The sequence below is a fragment of the Kitasatospora sp. NPDC003701 genome (assembly GCF_053587085.1).
Genome location: NZ_JBSFNM010000002.1, coordinates 104,143 through 119,327, shown reverse-complemented (window position 1 = coordinate 119,327; position 15,185 = coordinate 104,143). Strand labels below are relative to the sequence as shown.

Sequence of the window (15,185 nt, the reverse complement as noted above, 5' to 3'; positions counted from 1 at the left end):
CGAGCCCGGGCGGGGGCGCTGCGGGGCCCGACGGGAGGGGTGCCGGGCGGGTCGGGTGGGGTGCTGTGCGGCTCCGAAAGGGGTGCGACGAGAATCACAGCTCTAACCGAGCCGCTGACACGGCGTCAAGCCGTTTCCCCGCACAACGGGGAAAAGTGCCCGTCCGGTCATCCGGCGGGCGTCGCGGGAGGGAAGCAGATGAGCACCGTCAGGACGCGCGGACACCACCAGGACCGGACCGTTGCCGCACCACCGCACCTCGCGGCCCGCGACGCCCAGCTGCGCCGGATCGCCGCGCTCGCCGACCGCGCCCGCGCCGGCACCGGCGGCGTCCTGCTGCTCACCGGCCCCGCCGGCACCGGACGCAGCACCCTCCTCGCCGAAGCCGCCCGCCGCGAGGCCGCCCACGACACCACCGTCCTGTGGGCCCGCTGCTCCGCCGACGAGGCCACCACCCCCTACGCCGCCGCCCGCCAGCTCTTCGAGGCCGCCCCCGGCCCCGGCACACCACCCGCCGGCACCCCCCGCACCCCCGGCACCCCCGGCACACCGGACACCGACACCGAGCTCTGGGCCCTGCTGCGCCTGCACGCCGCCCACAGCCCCGTCCTGCTCGCCGTCGACGACATCCACCTCGCCGACCGGCCCTCCCGCGACTGGCTGCTCCAGCTCGCCCGCCGGATCGACCGGCTGCCCGTCCTCCTGCTGGCCACCGAACGCCGCCAGGCCGCCCTCGGCACCCCGCCCGCCCGCTTCGGCCGCGGCCTGCCGCCCGGACTGGCCGACACCACCCGGCTCGGCCCCCTCGACACCACCGCCGCGACCCGCCTCGCCGAACTCCACCTCGGCCTCGGCGCCCCGCCCGCCCTCGCCGCCGACTGCGTCCACGCCACCGGCGGCAACCCGCTGCTGCTCACCGCACTCCTCAGCGACCTGCGCGACCACCCCGACGGGCCCTGCCCCCTCGCCTTCACCGCCCTGCCCGCCCCGCCCGCCCTCGTCGCCCTCCCGGCCCTGCCCGCGCCCCGCCCCCTCGCCGCCCTCCGGACCCTCCCCGACAGCTGCACCCGGCTGCCCGGCGGAGCCTTCCCCGAGGCCGTCGAGCAGTGGCTCCGCGGCGGCGGCGACCGCGCCCTCACCGCCGCCCGGGTCCTCGCCCGGATGCAGGAGCACCCGGCCGCCCGCAGCGCACCACTGCCCGGCGCCGGCGACAGCGACCTCGTCCCGATGCTCGCCGAACTCGCCGGCGCCGACCCCGACCAGATCGCCGGCTGGCTCGCCGAACTCACCGCCCAGCACCTCCTCGACGACCCCGGCCCCGGCCGCTGGCCCCGCTTCGCCCACCCGCTGCTCGCCGACGCCGTCCTGGCCGGCCACGAACCCGGCCACCGCGCCCACGTCCACCGCCGCGCCGCCGAGTTCCTGCACCGCAGCGGGGCACCCGACGAACGCGTCGCCGGGCACCTCCTGCTCACCCCCGCCCCCGCCCCGCGCTGGGCCGCCGAAGCCCTGCGCCGGGCCGCCCGCAAGGCCGCCGAGGCCGACCGCCCCGAGGACGCCGTCACCCTGCTGCGCCGCGTCCTCACCGAGCCGCTCAGCGACCGCCGGCGCGGCCTGCTGCTCACCGAGCTCGGCGGCCTCGAAGTCACCCTGGGCCCGGCCGAGCGCACCGCCGGCGTCCGCCACCTCGCCGAGGCCGTCCACCTCCAGCAGTCCGACGAAGGCGTCTTCCAGACCGCCAACACGCTCGGCGCCGTACTGGCCGCCCGCGGCGACGCCCCCGCCGCGCTGGAACTGATGGAGGAACTCGCCGAACGCTTCGCCGACCGCGACGACCTCGTCCACGCCGTGCAGGCCGCCGCCGCGCTGATCGCCGCCCACGACGGCCACAGCTGGCTCCAGGTGGTCGAGGGCGTCCAGCGGTTCGCCGCCCGCACCCGGCACCGGCTCGCGCCGCCCGCCTACGCGCTGCTCACCGAGTTCGACTCGACCAGCGGCGTGCTCTCCGCCGCCGAGGTGGCCGGCCGGGTCAGGGAACTGCTCGACGCCCCGGTCGACCCGCTCTGCCGCTCCTACGTACTGGTCTCCGCCGCCACCCTCGCCCAGTGGGCCGACCAGCTGCCCGAGGCCGACCGGCTGGTGGCACGCGGCCTGGCCGCGTACCGGGGGCCCTCGCTCGACCCCGGGTACCAGTGCCTGCTGAGCGTCCGGGCCGAGACCCAGGTGATGCGCGGCGAGTACCAGGCGCTGCTGGACGACCTCGCCCTCACCGAGCCGACCGCCACCGCGTCCGCCGCCCGGTCCGCTGCCGCCGCGTCCCCGGCTCCCGAGGTGCCCTCGGCGCCCGCGCCGGCCACCCTGCCCGCCGCGGCCGCGTCCGCCGCCCAGCCGGGGCGTCACGGGCTGCGGACCGGGGCGTGGGGACGGGGCGGCGGCGAGGCCGCCGAGCGGTCCGTCCGGTCCTGGTGGTGCGGGACACCGGCGGACGCCGCGTCGGGCGCCGGCGGCACGGGGCCGGCCGGCCGGGGGCCGGGTTGCGCGGGGGAGGGGGGCGCCGGCTCCGGTGCCGCCGGCGGTGGGTCCGGCACCGCCCCGGGACCGTGCGCCGGGACCGCCGCAGCCGGATCCGCAGCCGGGGGAGCAGCTGGAGCCGGGGGAGCAGCCGGAGCCGGAGGACCCGACGACTCCGCCACCGCCACCGAGACGGCGCCCGGCCACTACGCCGGACTGCTCGGGCAGCAGAACGCCCACCTGGTCGCCCAGGCCGTCATCGCCCTCACCGAGACCGGCCGCTACTGGCAGGCCCACGGCCTCGCCCGCGCCGTCGCCGCCGACCGCGCTCAGGGCTCCTGGGAGTGGAACGAGTACCTCTACGCCCGCGGCCTGCTCCGACTGGCCACCGGCGAGCCCGCCGAAGCCCTCGTCGACCTGATGGAATGCGGACGCCGACAGGGCGAACGACAGGTCCACAGCCCCATCGTCACCCCCTGGCGGTCCGCCGCCGCCGACTGCCACACCGCACTCGGCGAGCCCGGCCCCGCCGTCGCCCTCGCCGAGGAGGAACTGCGGCTCGCCCGGATCTGGGGCACCCCCCGCACCGTCGGCCGCGCCCTGCGCGCCCTCGCCGCCGCCACCGGCGGCCGGCACGGACTCGACCTCGCCGCCGAATCGGTCGAACTCCTGCGCACCGCCGAAGTGGAGACCGAACTCATCCCCGCACTGATCACCTACGGACGCCTCCTCGCCGACGGCGGCCGGCGCGGCGCCGCCCGCCGCGCCCTGCGCGAAGCCGCCGGCCGGGCCGAACGGCTCGGCGCGGTACGGCTGCGGGCCGTCGCGGTGGAATCGCTCCGCGCCAGCGGCGCCCGCCGCGGCCGCGGCGAGCACGCCGGGGCGGAAGCCCTCACCGACAGCGAACTGCGGATCTGCCGACTGGCCACGGCCGGGCACTCCAACGCCGAGATCGCCGCGATGCTCCACCTGGCCGTGCGCACCGTGGAGACCCACCTGACCAACAGCTTCCGCAAACTCGGCGTCCGGCGGCGGGCCGAACTGGCCGGGGCACTGGAGGCGTGAACGGCGCGGGCCGGGCGGACCACGTCCGCCCGGCCCGCTCAGGCCGCCAGCGCCGCCGTCATCAGCTCCACCTCACGGGCGAGCGCCACCCCCGGATCGGCCCCGTCCGGCGACCAGCGCCGCCACGTCCGGGCCCGCAGATAGCCGTCCACCGCCACCGGCAGCCGCCGCAGCACGATCCGCTCGGCCGCCGGCCCCCGCCCGGACACCCGCAACCGCTCCACCAGGGCGTCCACCGGCACCGACGGCGGCAACGCCACCGTCCCCAGGTAACCGACCAGCGCCTCCAGCTCCGCCCACGGCGGCGGCGGGGGCAACGGATCCGGCACCGGCCGGGACACCGGCAGCGCCGGATCGGGCGGCCCCGGGGTCAGCAGCGCCCCGACCCCGTACAGCGCCGCCACGATCCCCGGCCACCAGGCACCACCGAGCCCCGCGAAGTGCAGCACCAGCCCGCCCGCCCCGGCCCCGCAGCCCACCAGATTGCGGGTCGACTCCAGATACCGGACCACCCGCCGCCCGCCGCCGCTACTGGTAGCCACGAATCTCCTCGAACGCGCCGTCCAGCGAAGCCGTCCCGTCGAACAGCTTGCCGCCGGTCAGATCCGCGATCCCCTGCAACTGGTTCTTCGCCGCGTCCCCGAACAGGATCGGGAACACCGGCACCGCCTTCTGCGCGGCCGGGAGCCCGTTGTAGAAGTTCCTGAAGTCCTTGTCCGACGCGCCCTCGTTGCTCTCGCCGTCCGTCATCACCACGATCGACGTGAACCGGTCGTCCCCCGTCGCCGCCTGCTGCCGGTCCAGCACCTTGTACGCCTCCTGCAACGAGCTGTACACCGCCGTCCCGCCGTCCGCCGACAACGCCTGCACATCCGCGTTGATCGACGCCAGCTCCTGCTGCGCACCCGTCGCCGGCACCGTGTGCGTCTTCGTCGACTTCACCTTCGACGCGAACGACAACAACGTCACCTCCTCCCGGTTGCGGAACCGCCGCACCCCACGGGTGTCGTCCGCCCCCGTCAGCCGGCCCATCGCCGACTTCAGCGCCGCCAGCCGGTCACCCGCCATCGACCCCGAGGTGTCCAGCACGTACACCGTCCGCGACGGCCGGCGCAGCTCGTCCTGGTACGAGGCCAGCAAGCCGTCCGCGACCGCCTTGCTGCCCGGGAACGGCAGCTCGCGCCGCCGGTCGGCCGGCAGCGACGCCGCCGGCGCCACCCCCGCCGCCACCGGACGGCGCAGCGTCAGCTCCGAGATCCGCTTCTGCACGTCCTCCTTCAACAGGTACTCCGTCAGCCGCTGGAACGAGTCCCGCTCCCGCTGCGCCGACGAACTGAGCAGCGTCAACGGATAGTTCGCCGACACCACCCCGTCGGTCGGCCGCACCACCGTCAACTGCTGGTCCGCCGCCAGCGTCTTGTTCATCGACAGCAGCACCGACTCGTAGTTCACCAGCGCCCCGACCCGCCCCTGCTCCGCCCGCGCGTACGCCTGCGCCAGCCAGCCGGAGGAACCCGAGGTCAACTTCTGCCCCGTGAAGAACTGCTTCAGCGACGGCGTCGCCTTCCGCACATCCGCGTCCGTGAGCGCCGAGTCCGCCCCCGAGAACGCCGACGCCACCGCCACCAGTGCCGAGAACCCCGAATTGGACCGCGACGGATCGGCCATCCCGTACGCCAGCCTGCCGGTCGACGCCGCGTCCGCCAGCTGCGCCCAGCTCACCTTCGAGCCGTCCCCCCAGCCCAGCTCACCGAGCGAGGCCGAGCGCACCCCCACCGCCACCGGCGACACCATCACCGGCGTCTCGGACAGCAGCTTGGACCTCCCCGTGTCGTCCAACCGCAGATAGTGGTTGGACGGGAACCACACCGCGTCGTACTTGCCGTCGGCCCGGCCCGAGGCGACGGCGTCCGCACCGTCCAGCGAGCCGGTCCAGGCGAACTGCACGGTCACCCCGGTCGCCTTCTGCGCCTCCTCCAGCACCGGTGCCATGTCCTGGAGTTCGCTGCCCGCCAGCACGCGCAGCACACCCGCCCGCGCGGTCGGCGCGGGCGCGTCGCTCTGCCGCGGCGCCGGCGCCGGCGAGGACGTGCACGCCGTCGCCGCCACCAGCAGCGCCACCCCCGCCGCCAGTACCCGCCCGCCGCGCCGGAGCGCGGCCCCCGCCCTGGTCGTCCTCATCGTCGTGCCACCTGTCCCGCCGTCGATCCTGCCGAGTGCCGTGCCGTCCGTCGTGCCGTGCGTCGTGCCGCCCGCCCTGCCGCCTGCCGTACTTCCCGCCGCGCCGCCGGTCCTCGTCACCATGGGCCGGTCACTTCCCCTTGGCCGCGTCGACCAGCTTGGCCAGCATCGTGGGCTCCGCGACCGGCGCCTGCTTCACCCCGGCCGGCTTCAGGTCCGGCGCGAAGGCGGGGTTCTCCCGGCCGGCGGTCTGCAGACCGAAGGCGGCCGGGTCCGACTGGGGCCGGAAACCGTACTTCGCCTCCAGCTTCCGCAGCTTCTCGTTGTCGCGCAGCAGGTTGGCCAGCTTCTGGCCGGCCTCGGTGCGCCCGACGATGGTGTGGTCGGAGGAGATGGTGGTGTCCGGGTACAGCACCACCATGTCGCCGGCGTTCTTGCCCTCCACGGCCAACTCGGCCGCCTGCGACTCGTAGGCGAGCACCAGCGGATTGCCGACGTTCGAGAGGAAGTCCCGGAACGGCTCGTCGCTGCTGCTCTTCTGGATGCCCTGCTTGGAGGTCAGCGCGAGCAGGACGCCCTTCACCTGCTGGACCTCGGCATCGGTCGAGACCACCTGGTGGTTGTTCAGCAGGTAGGAGACGAGCGCGATGTACAGGGCGCCGGAGGAGGACTCGGACGGGTCGGTGGTGGTCATGTAGATCGCCCCGCTGAGGTCCGACTGCTGCTTGGCCCCGTTGAGCTCCTCCCACTTCTGGCCGGCCTTGGCCCGGTTGAGGTACTCGTCCATCTTGAGCGTCCACACCCGGGAGTTCTGGTCCTGGGAGGCCAGCCCGTTCTGCGCCAGCACCTTGGCGGTGGACTGGTGGGCCAGGACCACCAGCGGCGAGTAGAACGGCCGGATCGGCGCGTCCTTGAGCTTCAGCTGCCCGCGGATCGCCTCGGCCGGCGACAGGCTGGCCGGGAAGGCGAAGTCGAGCTGGTCGACCTTGCTCTCGCCCATCAGCCACGAACCGGTCGTCTGCACGTCGACCTTGAGGCCCTGCTCGGCCAGCGCCGCCGTCACGTCCGGGTCCCTGAAGAAGTCGCGCTTCTCGGAACCGATCACGCCGGTGACGGTGACGATCTTGGGCCTCGGATCGCCGCCGCCGGGTGATTTGAGCAGTGCGAACGCCACCCCGCCGAGCAGCACCAGTGCCGCGACCACCCCGAACGCACGCTTCATACCGAGCGATTCCCCCTCGTCGGATCCGTGTCCGGGCTCCCACCCGGGTGACGAGCGTCCCGCCGGGCCGCGAGCCACGGCCGAAGTCACGGTGAACCAGGGGTGAACACCCCTTCACGGAATCGCATCGACGGGCGCGGCCGGGGCCGGCGCGGACGGCGCGACCGCCGGGACGACCGCCGGGGCCGGGCGCCACCTCCTCCCCGGGAACCGGACCCGAGCGGATACCCTGGCGGCCGGCCGGGAGGGCGTTCACGGGCGGTACGGACAAGCGCGGCGGAGCGCTGCTCGCAGGGGGTGAAGGGCGGTGGGCGCACCGGCGAACGACGCCCGGTGGGCGTTCCACGTCGACGAGGACGACATGGTCGTCGTCGAGGCGCCCCCCGGCACCGACGAGAACCTGCGGCTGGCGATCGAGACGCTGATCCTCCCGTTCGGCCTCGACGGCGACGGCCCGAGGACCTACCTCCGGGAGTGGCACCGCCGCGCGGCCGAGGCCGGTAGCGGATACCGGCTCGGCACCGCCGCCGCCGGCGCCCGGAGGAGCGGACCCGACCTCGTCGAAATCATCGACCTGTACAACCAGTTCGACGACTGCGCGATCGACGCCCGGCAGTTCGAGGGGATCCTGGAACGCCTCACCGCCTTCCTCGACGACGACGGGCCGCGGCACCCCGGAACCGGGCGCCGGCCGGCCTGACGACCGGCCGCCGCGTCAACCGGCCGGGCCTTCCGTCGCCCGCCCGGGAGGGTGCGGGCGACGATGTGTCAGATTGTTCAACTCGCCTTCCTGCAAAGGTCATCCCGCCGGCTGGACGGAGGTCGATGTTACGCGCCGGTAATGCCTACCCTCAGCAGTATGCGCCGAGCAAAAATCGTCTGTACTCTCGGGCCAGCCACCGACTCGTACGACCAGATCAAGGCCCTGGTCGACGCCGGGATGGACATCGCCCGCTTCAATCTGAGCCACGGCTCCCACGTCGAGCACGAGGAGCGCTACCGCCGGGTCCGCAAGGCCGCCGACGAGAGCGGCCGCAGCGTCGGCGTGCTCGCCGACCTTCAAGGCCCGAAGATCCGCCTGGAGACCTTCGCCGAAGGACCGGTACTTCTCGAACGCGGCGACACGTTCACCATCTCCACCGACAAGGGCGTCGTGGGAGACCAGAACATCTGCGGCACCACCTACCCGGGCCTCGCCGCCGACGTCACCAGCGGCGAACGGATCCTCGTCGACGACGGCCGGGTCACCCTGGAGGTCGTCGAGGTGGCCGGCCCGCTGGTCCGCTGCACCGTCGTCGAGGGCGGCCTGGTCTCCGACCACAAGGGCCTCAACCTCCCCGGCGTCGCCGTCTCCGTCCCCGCGCTCAGCGACAAGGACGTCGCCGACCTGCGCTGGGCCCTGCGGACCGGCGCCGACCTGATCGCGCTCTCCTTCGTCCGCAGCGGCCGCGACATCGAGGACGTCCACCGCGTGATGGCCGAGGAGGGGCGCTTCGTCCCCGTCATCGCCAAGGTGGAGAAGCCGCAGGCGGTCGACAACCTGGAATCCATCGTCGACGCCTTCGACGGCGTCATGGTGGCCCGCGGCGACCTGGGCGTGGAGATGCCCCTCGAACAGGTCCCGATGGTCCAGAAGCGCGCCATCAAGCTGGCCAAGCGCAACGCCAAGCCGGTCATCGTCGCCACCCAGATGCTCGACTCGATGATCAACGCCTCCCGCCCCACCCGGGCCGAGGCCTCCGACGTGGCCAACGCCGTCCTCGACGGCAGCGACGCCGTGATGCTCTCCGGCGAGACCTCCGTCGGCAAGTACCCCGTCGAGACCGTCCGCACCATGGGCCGCATCATCGAGGCCGCCGAACAGGACATCCTCTCCGCCGGCCTCCCGCCGCTCACCGCCGGCACCAAGCCGCGCACCCAGGGCGGCGCCGTCGCCCGCGCGGCCGCCGAGATCGGCGACTTCCTCGGCGCCAAGTACCTGATCGCCTTCACCCAGTCCGGCGACACCGCCCGCCGCCTCACCCGCTCCCGCTCGCCGATCCCCGTGCTCGCCTTCACCTACGAACCCGCCGTCCGCAGCCAACTCGCCCTCACCTGGGGCGTGGAGACCTTCCTCGGCCCCTTCGCCGCCACCACGGACGAGATGGTCGAACAGGTCGACGCCGCGCTGCTCTCCCTCGGCCGCTGCCAGAAGGGCGACATCGTCGTCATCACCGCCGGCTCCCCGCCCGGCCTCGCCGGCTCCACCAACCTCGTCCGCGTCCACCACGTGGGAACGCTGGACAACTGACCGACACCCCGCGCTGCGGCGGAAGGGCGGCGGCTCCTTACGAGGGAGCCGCCGCCCGAAGCACAGTCACCCCCGGTGCCCTGCGGCCTTCCCGTTCTCGTCCCGCCGCATGGCGGTCATCCCAAGATCGGCAAGACGCGGCACAAGGGCCACTTCGAGCTGCTCCACCGGGTGCAGCAGACCCCGCTCGCACCTCTCCGCCACCCACACGGTGCACCCGGCGCGGGGATAGGCCGGATTGATTCCGATCTCCCCCTTGGGGATGGTCCCGTTGAACGGCGTCGGAATCCCCTCGGTGTTCCAGTAACTCCACGCCTCCAGAGCTTTAGCCTGCTCGAAGCAGGAGTAGAGCTGCGGATAGCGGTCGATCACGCGCATCTCGCGGAAGACGAGCTGCCCAAGGAGACCTGGTGCCGTCACGCTGAGCGCATCGAAGTCCGTCCCGTGGAAGCTCACGGAGGGCGCGTCCTGGAACCCGGCGAGCGCCACACAGGCGAACAGGTGCGAGAGCCGCCGCCTGAGGTACGGGGCGGCCCCTCGCACCAGCCCCGGCTCGATCTGTCCGAGAAGTTCGCGGAGGCGGTCGTGACCAGGACTGAAGCGGGACAAGTCGAAGAGCCTCTCCATGCCCTGCACGGCCGAGAACGCCAGCCGCTTGTAGAGGCGGTTGCTCATCTCGCCCAGCTCCGCGTGGGCTTTGGTCTCGGGCGCGGCCGAGTGGAGCATCAGGTACTCGGAGAGGACCTCGAAGTAGAGGTAGCCAAGGAACGGGAGGCTCGGTACGGCGACGGCGAGCCGATCCATGAACTCGACGTCCGGCGTCGGCTTTCCGAAAGCGTTGGCAAGGAGGAGGTCGAGGAATGGAGCCGCGGCTCGGACGCGGTTCATCACGGCACGGCGGAGCTGGGTGTCTTCGTGCTCGGTGAGGAAGTTGCGGTGGGTGAGGTAGGTCCGCAGGTGGACGGCGCCGAGGCGGAGGTAGTCGATGCCCTTGGGCGGGATCGGGGCGTCGGGGGTGATCTCGAAGACGAGGGTGCGGGTGTGCCTCTTGGTCTCCAGGAGGTAGGAGCCGAGGTTGTGAGGGCGCAGGCCTGCAGGCTCGGGGGTGAGGGGCGCACAGTAGAGGGCGGCCACGAGGCAACCGGTGGAGGCGTAGAGGTGCCCGCTGGCGCGGATGGCGTCGAGGGCGACGGTGGTGTGCATCAGGTGGATGGGACGGCCGGAGACCAGCGTCTCGGCCATGGCGTTCGCGCGTAGCAGCCAGCCGTTGGGGGTCTCGTGTTCGAGGTAGCCACGCCAGTCGGCTTCGGTCTCGATGAGGCCGGAAGGGCCCTGGCGGGCGGGACTAGTGGTGTGGTCGGTGTGGGCGTCGTCCCACTCGGCGTGCATCGGATGGCCTCCTACTGCGCGGGGTCGAGGATCTGGCGGGCGTGGATGAGCGCTCCGTGGTTGCTGGCGCCGTCGAGGCGGGCCCGTTCGCTGCGGACGACCAGAGCGTGGGCGACGGAATGGAGCCAGTCGGGCGGCACGATCCGCAGATGGGACGGGTCGGGCCACCAACGGGCGAGGGGCAGCCGGTAGCGGTCCAGGCAGTCGGCGGCCTTGAGTAGGTCGATCAGGTGCGGTGCTCGCTGGTAGACGCGGTTCTGCTGCACGGTGAAGCGGTCATACGGAACGTCGTGGAGGCTGATCGCGGTGGCAGCCTGCACGAGGACGCCCTGCGGCAGCTCCCGTCCCACCAGGCTGGTGATGGCGGCCGAATTGCGGGTGAACCAGGCCGCTGCCCGCCGGCCGTGGCCGGGATCGTCCCGGTCGTTGCAGCGCTGGCAGTCGTGGACCGCTGCGGCGGCGCACAGCGCGGCCCTGTGGTCGCGGTCGAGTCCGTACTCCTGGGCGAGGATCGACGAGAGCAGCGAGACGCGGGCGTTGTGCCGGACGCCGTGGATGGAGTCGGCGCACCGGGGCTCCGCGAACCAGGTGACGTCCGGTACCAGCATGAGCGGCGGGTGTGGCAGGGTGGGCGTCGCGGCGGAGACCTCGGGCCGCATCCCGGCGATCCAGTTCAGTGTGGGCTGGTCCATGGCCTGGTGGTCCGGAAGCATCCGGTTCTCGGCGAGTTCTCTGAGCGACGCGGTGCCCGAGCGGTGCGTTCGTCGGGTCATGTCTGCTTCCTCGAAGGGATGAGTTCGGTGGGCGTCAAGCTGGGCGTGGCGGTCCTGACCATGGGCACGCGGCCGGAGGAACTGGCCGAGCTGCTGGCCTCGGTGGAGATGCAGACCGTCAAGCCGGTGCGGACGGTGGTGGTCGCCCAGGGCTGCCCGCTGCCGGAGCTGCCGGCGTGGGTGGAGGGCGTCGAGCTGGCCGAGAACCTCGGGGTGACCGGCGGCCGGAACGTGGCTCTGGAGCACCTGCGTGACGTGGACGTGGTGATCGACCTGGACGACGACGGTCTGCTCGTGGCCGACGACGTGTTTGCGAGGATCGAGGCCCTGTACGAGGCGGACCCCCGGCTGGGCATCGTGTCCTTCCGGATCGCCGACGAGACCGGGCTGACCCAGCGCCGCCACGTTCCCCGGCTGCGGGCCGGCGATCCGATGCGCGGTGGCGAGGTGACGAGCTTCCTCGGCGGCGGCCATGCGCTGTCGACGAGGATGCTGCAGGAGGTCGGGGACTGGCCGGACGCGTTCTTCTTCGCTCACGAGGAGACCGACATGGCCTGGCGGGCGCTCGACGCCGACTGGCGGGTGCTGTACGTGCCGGAGCTCTTGCTCCAGCACCCGCGCACGTCCCCGACCCGCCACTCGTTCTTCTACCGGGTGAACGCCCGGAACCGCGTGTACCTCGCACGCCGCCACCTGCCCGCCGTGCTGGTACCGGTCTACCTCGGCGTGTGGGTGGCGCTCACCGTCGCCCGCATCCGGAACGCCGCCGGGCTGAAGGCCTGGTTCTCGGGCTTCGCCGAGGGCTGGCGCACACCGTGCGGTCGGCGCAAGCCGATGCGCTGGGGCACGGTGTGGACCATGACCCGGCTCGGCCGGCCCCCGATCATCTAGGCCGCAGCCGCCCGGCGCATCCACTCCGGGATCGCGCCGGGGTTCGCCCGCAGCCAGGCCGCGTAGCGGGCGATGCCCTCCTCGATGCTGGTGGCCGGCCGCCAACCCAGCAGCTCCTCCATCCGCTCCACGGAGGCGTACCCGCCTTCGGGGTCGCCGGGCGGCATCGGTGTCTCGACGAGTCGCGTGTCGGGGTAGTGGGCGCGGACCAGTTCGGCGACCTGCCGGATCGACGTGCCGGTGCCCGTACCGATGTTCACCGTCTCGTTGTGCGCGCGGGGCGAGGTCAGCGCATGCAGGGTGCCGGTGGCGATGTCGTCGACGTGGACCAGGTCACGGATCTGGTGGCCGCCACCGTTGAGCTGCAGCGGCAGGCCGAGCGCGGCCCGCATGGCGAACCAGGCGACCACCCAGGAGTGGCTGTTCTCCTTCACGATCTGGGGGTCGCCGTAGACCGAGAAGTACCGCACGATCGCGTAGGAGCGGTCGGCCTTTCCGAGTACGGCGGCGGTCTGGTACTCGCCCCAGACCTTGCTGTTCCCGTACACCGACACCGGCGAGACGGCCGCGCCCTCGACGAACTGCGGGCTGCCGTTGCCGTAGACGCTGGCCGAGGAGACGAACACCAGCCGCCGCACCCGCTCCGAGGCGGCGACGGCGTCCAACACGTGCTGGGTGCCGATGATGTTGGCGCCGATGGCATCCAGCGGACGGCGCGTGCAGGCGGCGACGTCGGCCAGCGCGGCGGCGTGGATCACGTAGTCGCACTCGGTGATCACGCGCTTCATCAGGCCCGGTTCGGCGATGTCGCCGACGATGAAGTCCGGGTCGGAGGTATCGATGCCGAAGCGCTCGCGGTACACCTCGGGCGGGTACGCGTCGAGCTTGCACACCGAGACGGGGCGCGCTCCGAGCCGACGCAGCCGGGCCGTGATGCGGCTGCCGATGAGGCCCCCGGCTCCGGTGACCAGCACGGTCCTTCCTGAAAGCTCTTCCAGGGACAATTGATTTACTCCTCTCGTGACAGAAATCCGCTCGTTGGAGCTGAGTACGCAGTCAGTCGCGGGCAGGTCGGGACGGATGGTGAACCACACGGTCTTGCCGACCGCGGACGGCTGCCACCCCCATGCGTGCGAGAACGCCGCAACGAGCTCCAGACCGCGCCCGCCCTCGTCGTCCTCGGCCGCGCCCGTCAACTCGGGCGGCTCCGCCGACGAATCCCACACCTCGACCCGAAGCAGGTTTCCCGTCCACAACAGGCTGATTCTGCACCTGCCGTTGGTGTGCTCGACGGCGTTGGCGATCACCTCGGTCACGCACAGCTTGAGGTCCCCGAGAACGCTGCCCGACATGGGAACGTGCCACCTGGAGACGACTTCCAGCAGTACCCTCCGGGCCCGGACGACGTCCTTGGGCGTGGGATCCACCTCGTACTCGTAACGGCTGGCGGGAAAGGCCGCAACCGTTGAACCGCTGATTGGACCGCATGACATGAGGCCTCCCGGGCTGCCTGCTCGCCCTTCCGGATCTATGTGACCGACAGTCAACATCTGCTCACTGATGTGGGACCATCGCTGATGCACCGCGCGCATCGGGATATGCGCACGGCGCATAGGGGCACCGATCTGCGGGGGTGGCGCTGGTGGACTGGCGGCGGGAGATCCAGGCGGCGTCACGCGCCGGTGACTATGGACGGGTCATCGAGTTGGCGCGCAGGGGGAAGCGGTTGACCCAGCTCCAGCTTGGGGAGGCGCTGGGGCTGTCGCAGCCGGCGATCTCACGGCTGGAGAAGCGTGGAACCGTCGGAGCCTATGACATGGTGATCCTTGGTCGGGCAGCGGCTCATCTGAACATCCCCGCCGGGCTGTTGGGCCTGGCGGGCGGCTCGACAGGGGTGGAGGCAGTGGAGCGAAGGGGCTTTCTGGGCGGCGTGGCCGCGATCGCGGCCACGCCGGTACTCGCTGCCCTACCGGGGGATGCCGATGCCGGACAGGCAGCCGCGCTGCGACTCGGCACGGCGGCGTACCGGCGGTTGGACGGCTCGACGTCCTCGCGGGACCTCGTCGATGCCGTCCGGGGGCATATTCAGCTGATCCAGCGGCTCGGCAACGGTGGTCGAGACCGGGCAAGGCTCGCGGCGGTAGGCAGCGAAGCGGCGTCGCTGGCTGGATGGTTGTCATGGGACATGGGCGACAACGGCTCCGCGCGGTCCTGGTATGGGCAGGCCATCAGGGCGGCGAGGGCGGCCAATGAGCCGCTCCTGGTGGCGTACCAGATCGGCTCCTTGGCCCAGTTCGAGGCGCATGCCGGAGGTGCTGCACAGGCACTGAGCCTCGCCGGGACGGCTCGGCGCTCCCTGGGGGGCGAACGGCCAGGGGTGGCCGACGCCTGGCTCTCCTCGGTGGAAGCCCTGGCGTACGCGGCTTCCGGTGACCAGCGCAGAGCCGACGAGGCTCTGACGCACAGCTGGCAGGTCGCGATGAGGCTTGATCGTGAGGAACCCCCGCCATGGCCGTGGGTGTTCGTCTTTGACGAAGCCAAGGTGGCGGCGGCCCGGATCACCTGCGGGGCACGGCTCGGTTTGCCGCAGTGGGTCCGGACAGGCGACACCAGGGCGTTGGCGACGGGGCACGTGAAGCAGAGGGCTCTCCTCGCACTGGACGTCGCGGCCGGCCACCTTGCGGCCGGCCGCGTCGAGGCGGCGTTCGCCCTTGCGTCAGACGCTGTGGGGGTCGGTCAGGAGTTCCGTTCTGGGCGGATCGTGGAGCGGGCGCGCGCGGTTCGGCGTTCCTTTGTCACCGCATCGCTGCCGAAGGCGGTCCGGGAGTTCGACGAGCGCCTTTACGACGTCTACCTGTAGGAG

General features: G+C 72.6%; 11 protein-coding genes. 5 read left to right on the top strand and 6 right to left on the bottom strand.

Features of this window, described 5'->3' with window-relative positions; translation table 11 throughout:
* Positions 1-198: 198 nt before the first annotated feature.
* Entirely contained in the window at positions 199-3,576 is a 3,378-nt protein-coding gene (locus ACWDRR_RS02665; RefSeq protein WP_449770347.1) for an AAA family ATPase, read from the top strand.
* Between the two features lie 38 nt (positions 3,577-3,614).
* On the opposite strand, the gene ACWDRR_RS02660 is transcribed toward ACWDRR_RS02665, so the two are convergent.
* From ACWDRR_RS02660 to ACWDRR_RS02650, 3 genes are all read right to left on the bottom strand, one after another.
* The gene (locus tag ACWDRR_RS02660; protein ID WP_449770346.1) at positions 3,615-4,118 is read right to left on the bottom strand and encodes a hypothetical protein; all 504 of its coding nucleotides are present in this window, start codon (positions 4,116-4,118) and stop codon (positions 3,615-3,617) included.
* Positions 4,105-5,757, bottom strand: coding sequence for a VWA domain-containing protein (locus ACWDRR_RS02655; RefSeq protein ID WP_449770345.1), 1,653 nt, complete (start codon positions 5,755-5,757; stop codon positions 4,105-4,107). Before ACWDRR_RS02655 ends, ACWDRR_RS02660 begins: the two co-directional genes overlap by 14 nt.
* A gap of 130 nt (positions 5,758-5,887) precedes the next feature.
* On the bottom strand, positions 5,888-6,979 hold the full coding sequence (locus ACWDRR_RS02650; protein WP_449770344.1) for a hypothetical protein: 1,092 nt from the start codon (positions 6,977-6,979) through the stop codon (positions 5,888-5,890).
* 307 nt (positions 6,980-7,286) lie between these two features.
* On the opposite strand from ACWDRR_RS02650, the gene ACWDRR_RS02645 reads away from it, so the two are divergent.
* A complete protein-coding gene (locus ACWDRR_RS02645) occupies positions 7,287-7,679 on the top strand; it encodes a hypothetical protein (protein ID WP_449770343.1) in 393 nt (130 codons plus the stop codon).
* 159 nt (positions 7,680-7,838) lie between these two features.
* A complete protein-coding gene (pyk, locus tag ACWDRR_RS02640) occupies positions 7,839-9,269 on the top strand; it encodes a pyruvate kinase (RefSeq protein WP_449770342.1) in 1,431 nt (476 codons plus the stop codon).
* Between the two features lie 66 nt (positions 9,270-9,335).
* Here the strand turns inward: pyk and ACWDRR_RS02635 are convergent, their stop codons facing one another.
* A complete protein-coding gene (locus tag ACWDRR_RS02635) occupies positions 9,336-10,658 on the bottom strand; it encodes a hypothetical protein (RefSeq protein WP_449770341.1) in 1,323 nt (440 codons plus the stop codon).
* 11 nt (positions 10,659-10,669) lie between these two features.
* The gene (locus ACWDRR_RS02630; protein WP_449770340.1) at positions 10,670-11,431 is read right to left on the bottom strand and encodes a hypothetical protein; all 762 of its coding nucleotides are present in this window, start codon (positions 11,429-11,431) and stop codon (positions 10,670-10,672) included.
* A 60-nt stretch (positions 11,432-11,491) separates the two neighbouring features.
* Here ACWDRR_RS02630 and ACWDRR_RS02625 point away from each other — a divergent pair, with 60 nt between their 5' ends.
* Positions 11,492-12,322 (top strand): glycosyltransferase family 2 protein, encoded by an 831-nt coding sequence (locus ACWDRR_RS02625; protein ID WP_449770531.1) that lies wholly within the window; start codon positions 11,492-11,494, stop codon positions 12,320-12,322.
* Here ACWDRR_RS02625 and ACWDRR_RS02620 read toward each other — a convergent pair.
* The gene (locus ACWDRR_RS02620) at positions 12,319-13,815 is read right to left on the bottom strand and encodes an NAD-dependent epimerase/dehydratase family protein (RefSeq protein WP_449770339.1); all 1,497 of its coding nucleotides are present in this window, start codon (positions 13,813-13,815) and stop codon (positions 12,319-12,321) included. The two genes, ACWDRR_RS02625 and ACWDRR_RS02620, sit on opposite strands and share 4 nt — an antisense overlap.
* A 140-nt stretch (positions 13,816-13,955) precedes the next feature.
* Between ACWDRR_RS02620 and ACWDRR_RS02615 the strand changes: the two genes are divergently transcribed.
* Positions 13,956-15,182 carry a helix-turn-helix domain-containing protein gene (locus ACWDRR_RS02615; RefSeq protein ID WP_449770338.1) on the top strand — a complete coding sequence of 409 codons (1,227 nt, stop codon included), beginning with the start codon at positions 13,956-13,958 and terminating at the stop codon, positions 15,180-15,182.
* Positions 15,183-15,185 lie beyond the last annotated feature (3 nt).

Coding starts and splice junctions, on each gene's coding strand:
- ACWDRR_RS02625 (WP_449770531.1), top strand. CDS start 11,492: ATGGGCACGCGGCCGGAGGAACTGGCCGAGCTGCTGGCCTCGGTGGAG.
- ACWDRR_RS02665 (WP_449770347.1), top strand. CDS start 199: ATGAGCACCGTCAGGACGCGCGGACACCACCAGGACCGGACCGTTGCC.
- ACWDRR_RS02650 (WP_449770344.1), bottom strand. CDS start 6,979: ATGAAGCGTGCGTTCGGGGTGGTCGCGGCACTGGTGCTGCTCGGCGGG.
- pyk (WP_449770342.1), top strand. CDS start 7,839: ATGCGCCGAGCAAAAATCGTCTGTACTCTCGGGCCAGCCACCGACTCG.
- ACWDRR_RS02635 (WP_449770341.1), bottom strand. CDS start 10,658: ATGCACGCCGAGTGGGACGACGCCCACACCGACCACACCACTAGTCCC.
- ACWDRR_RS02620 (WP_449770339.1), bottom strand. CDS start 13,815: ATGTCATGCGGTCCAATCAGCGGTTCAACGGTTGCGGCCTTTCCCGCC.
- ACWDRR_RS02630 (WP_449770340.1), bottom strand. CDS start 11,431: ATGACCCGACGAACGCACCGCTCGGGCACCGCGTCGCTCAGAGAACTC.
- ACWDRR_RS02655 (WP_449770345.1), bottom strand. CDS start 5,757: ATGAGGACGACCAGGGCGGGGGCCGCGCTCCGGCGCGGCGGGCGGGTA.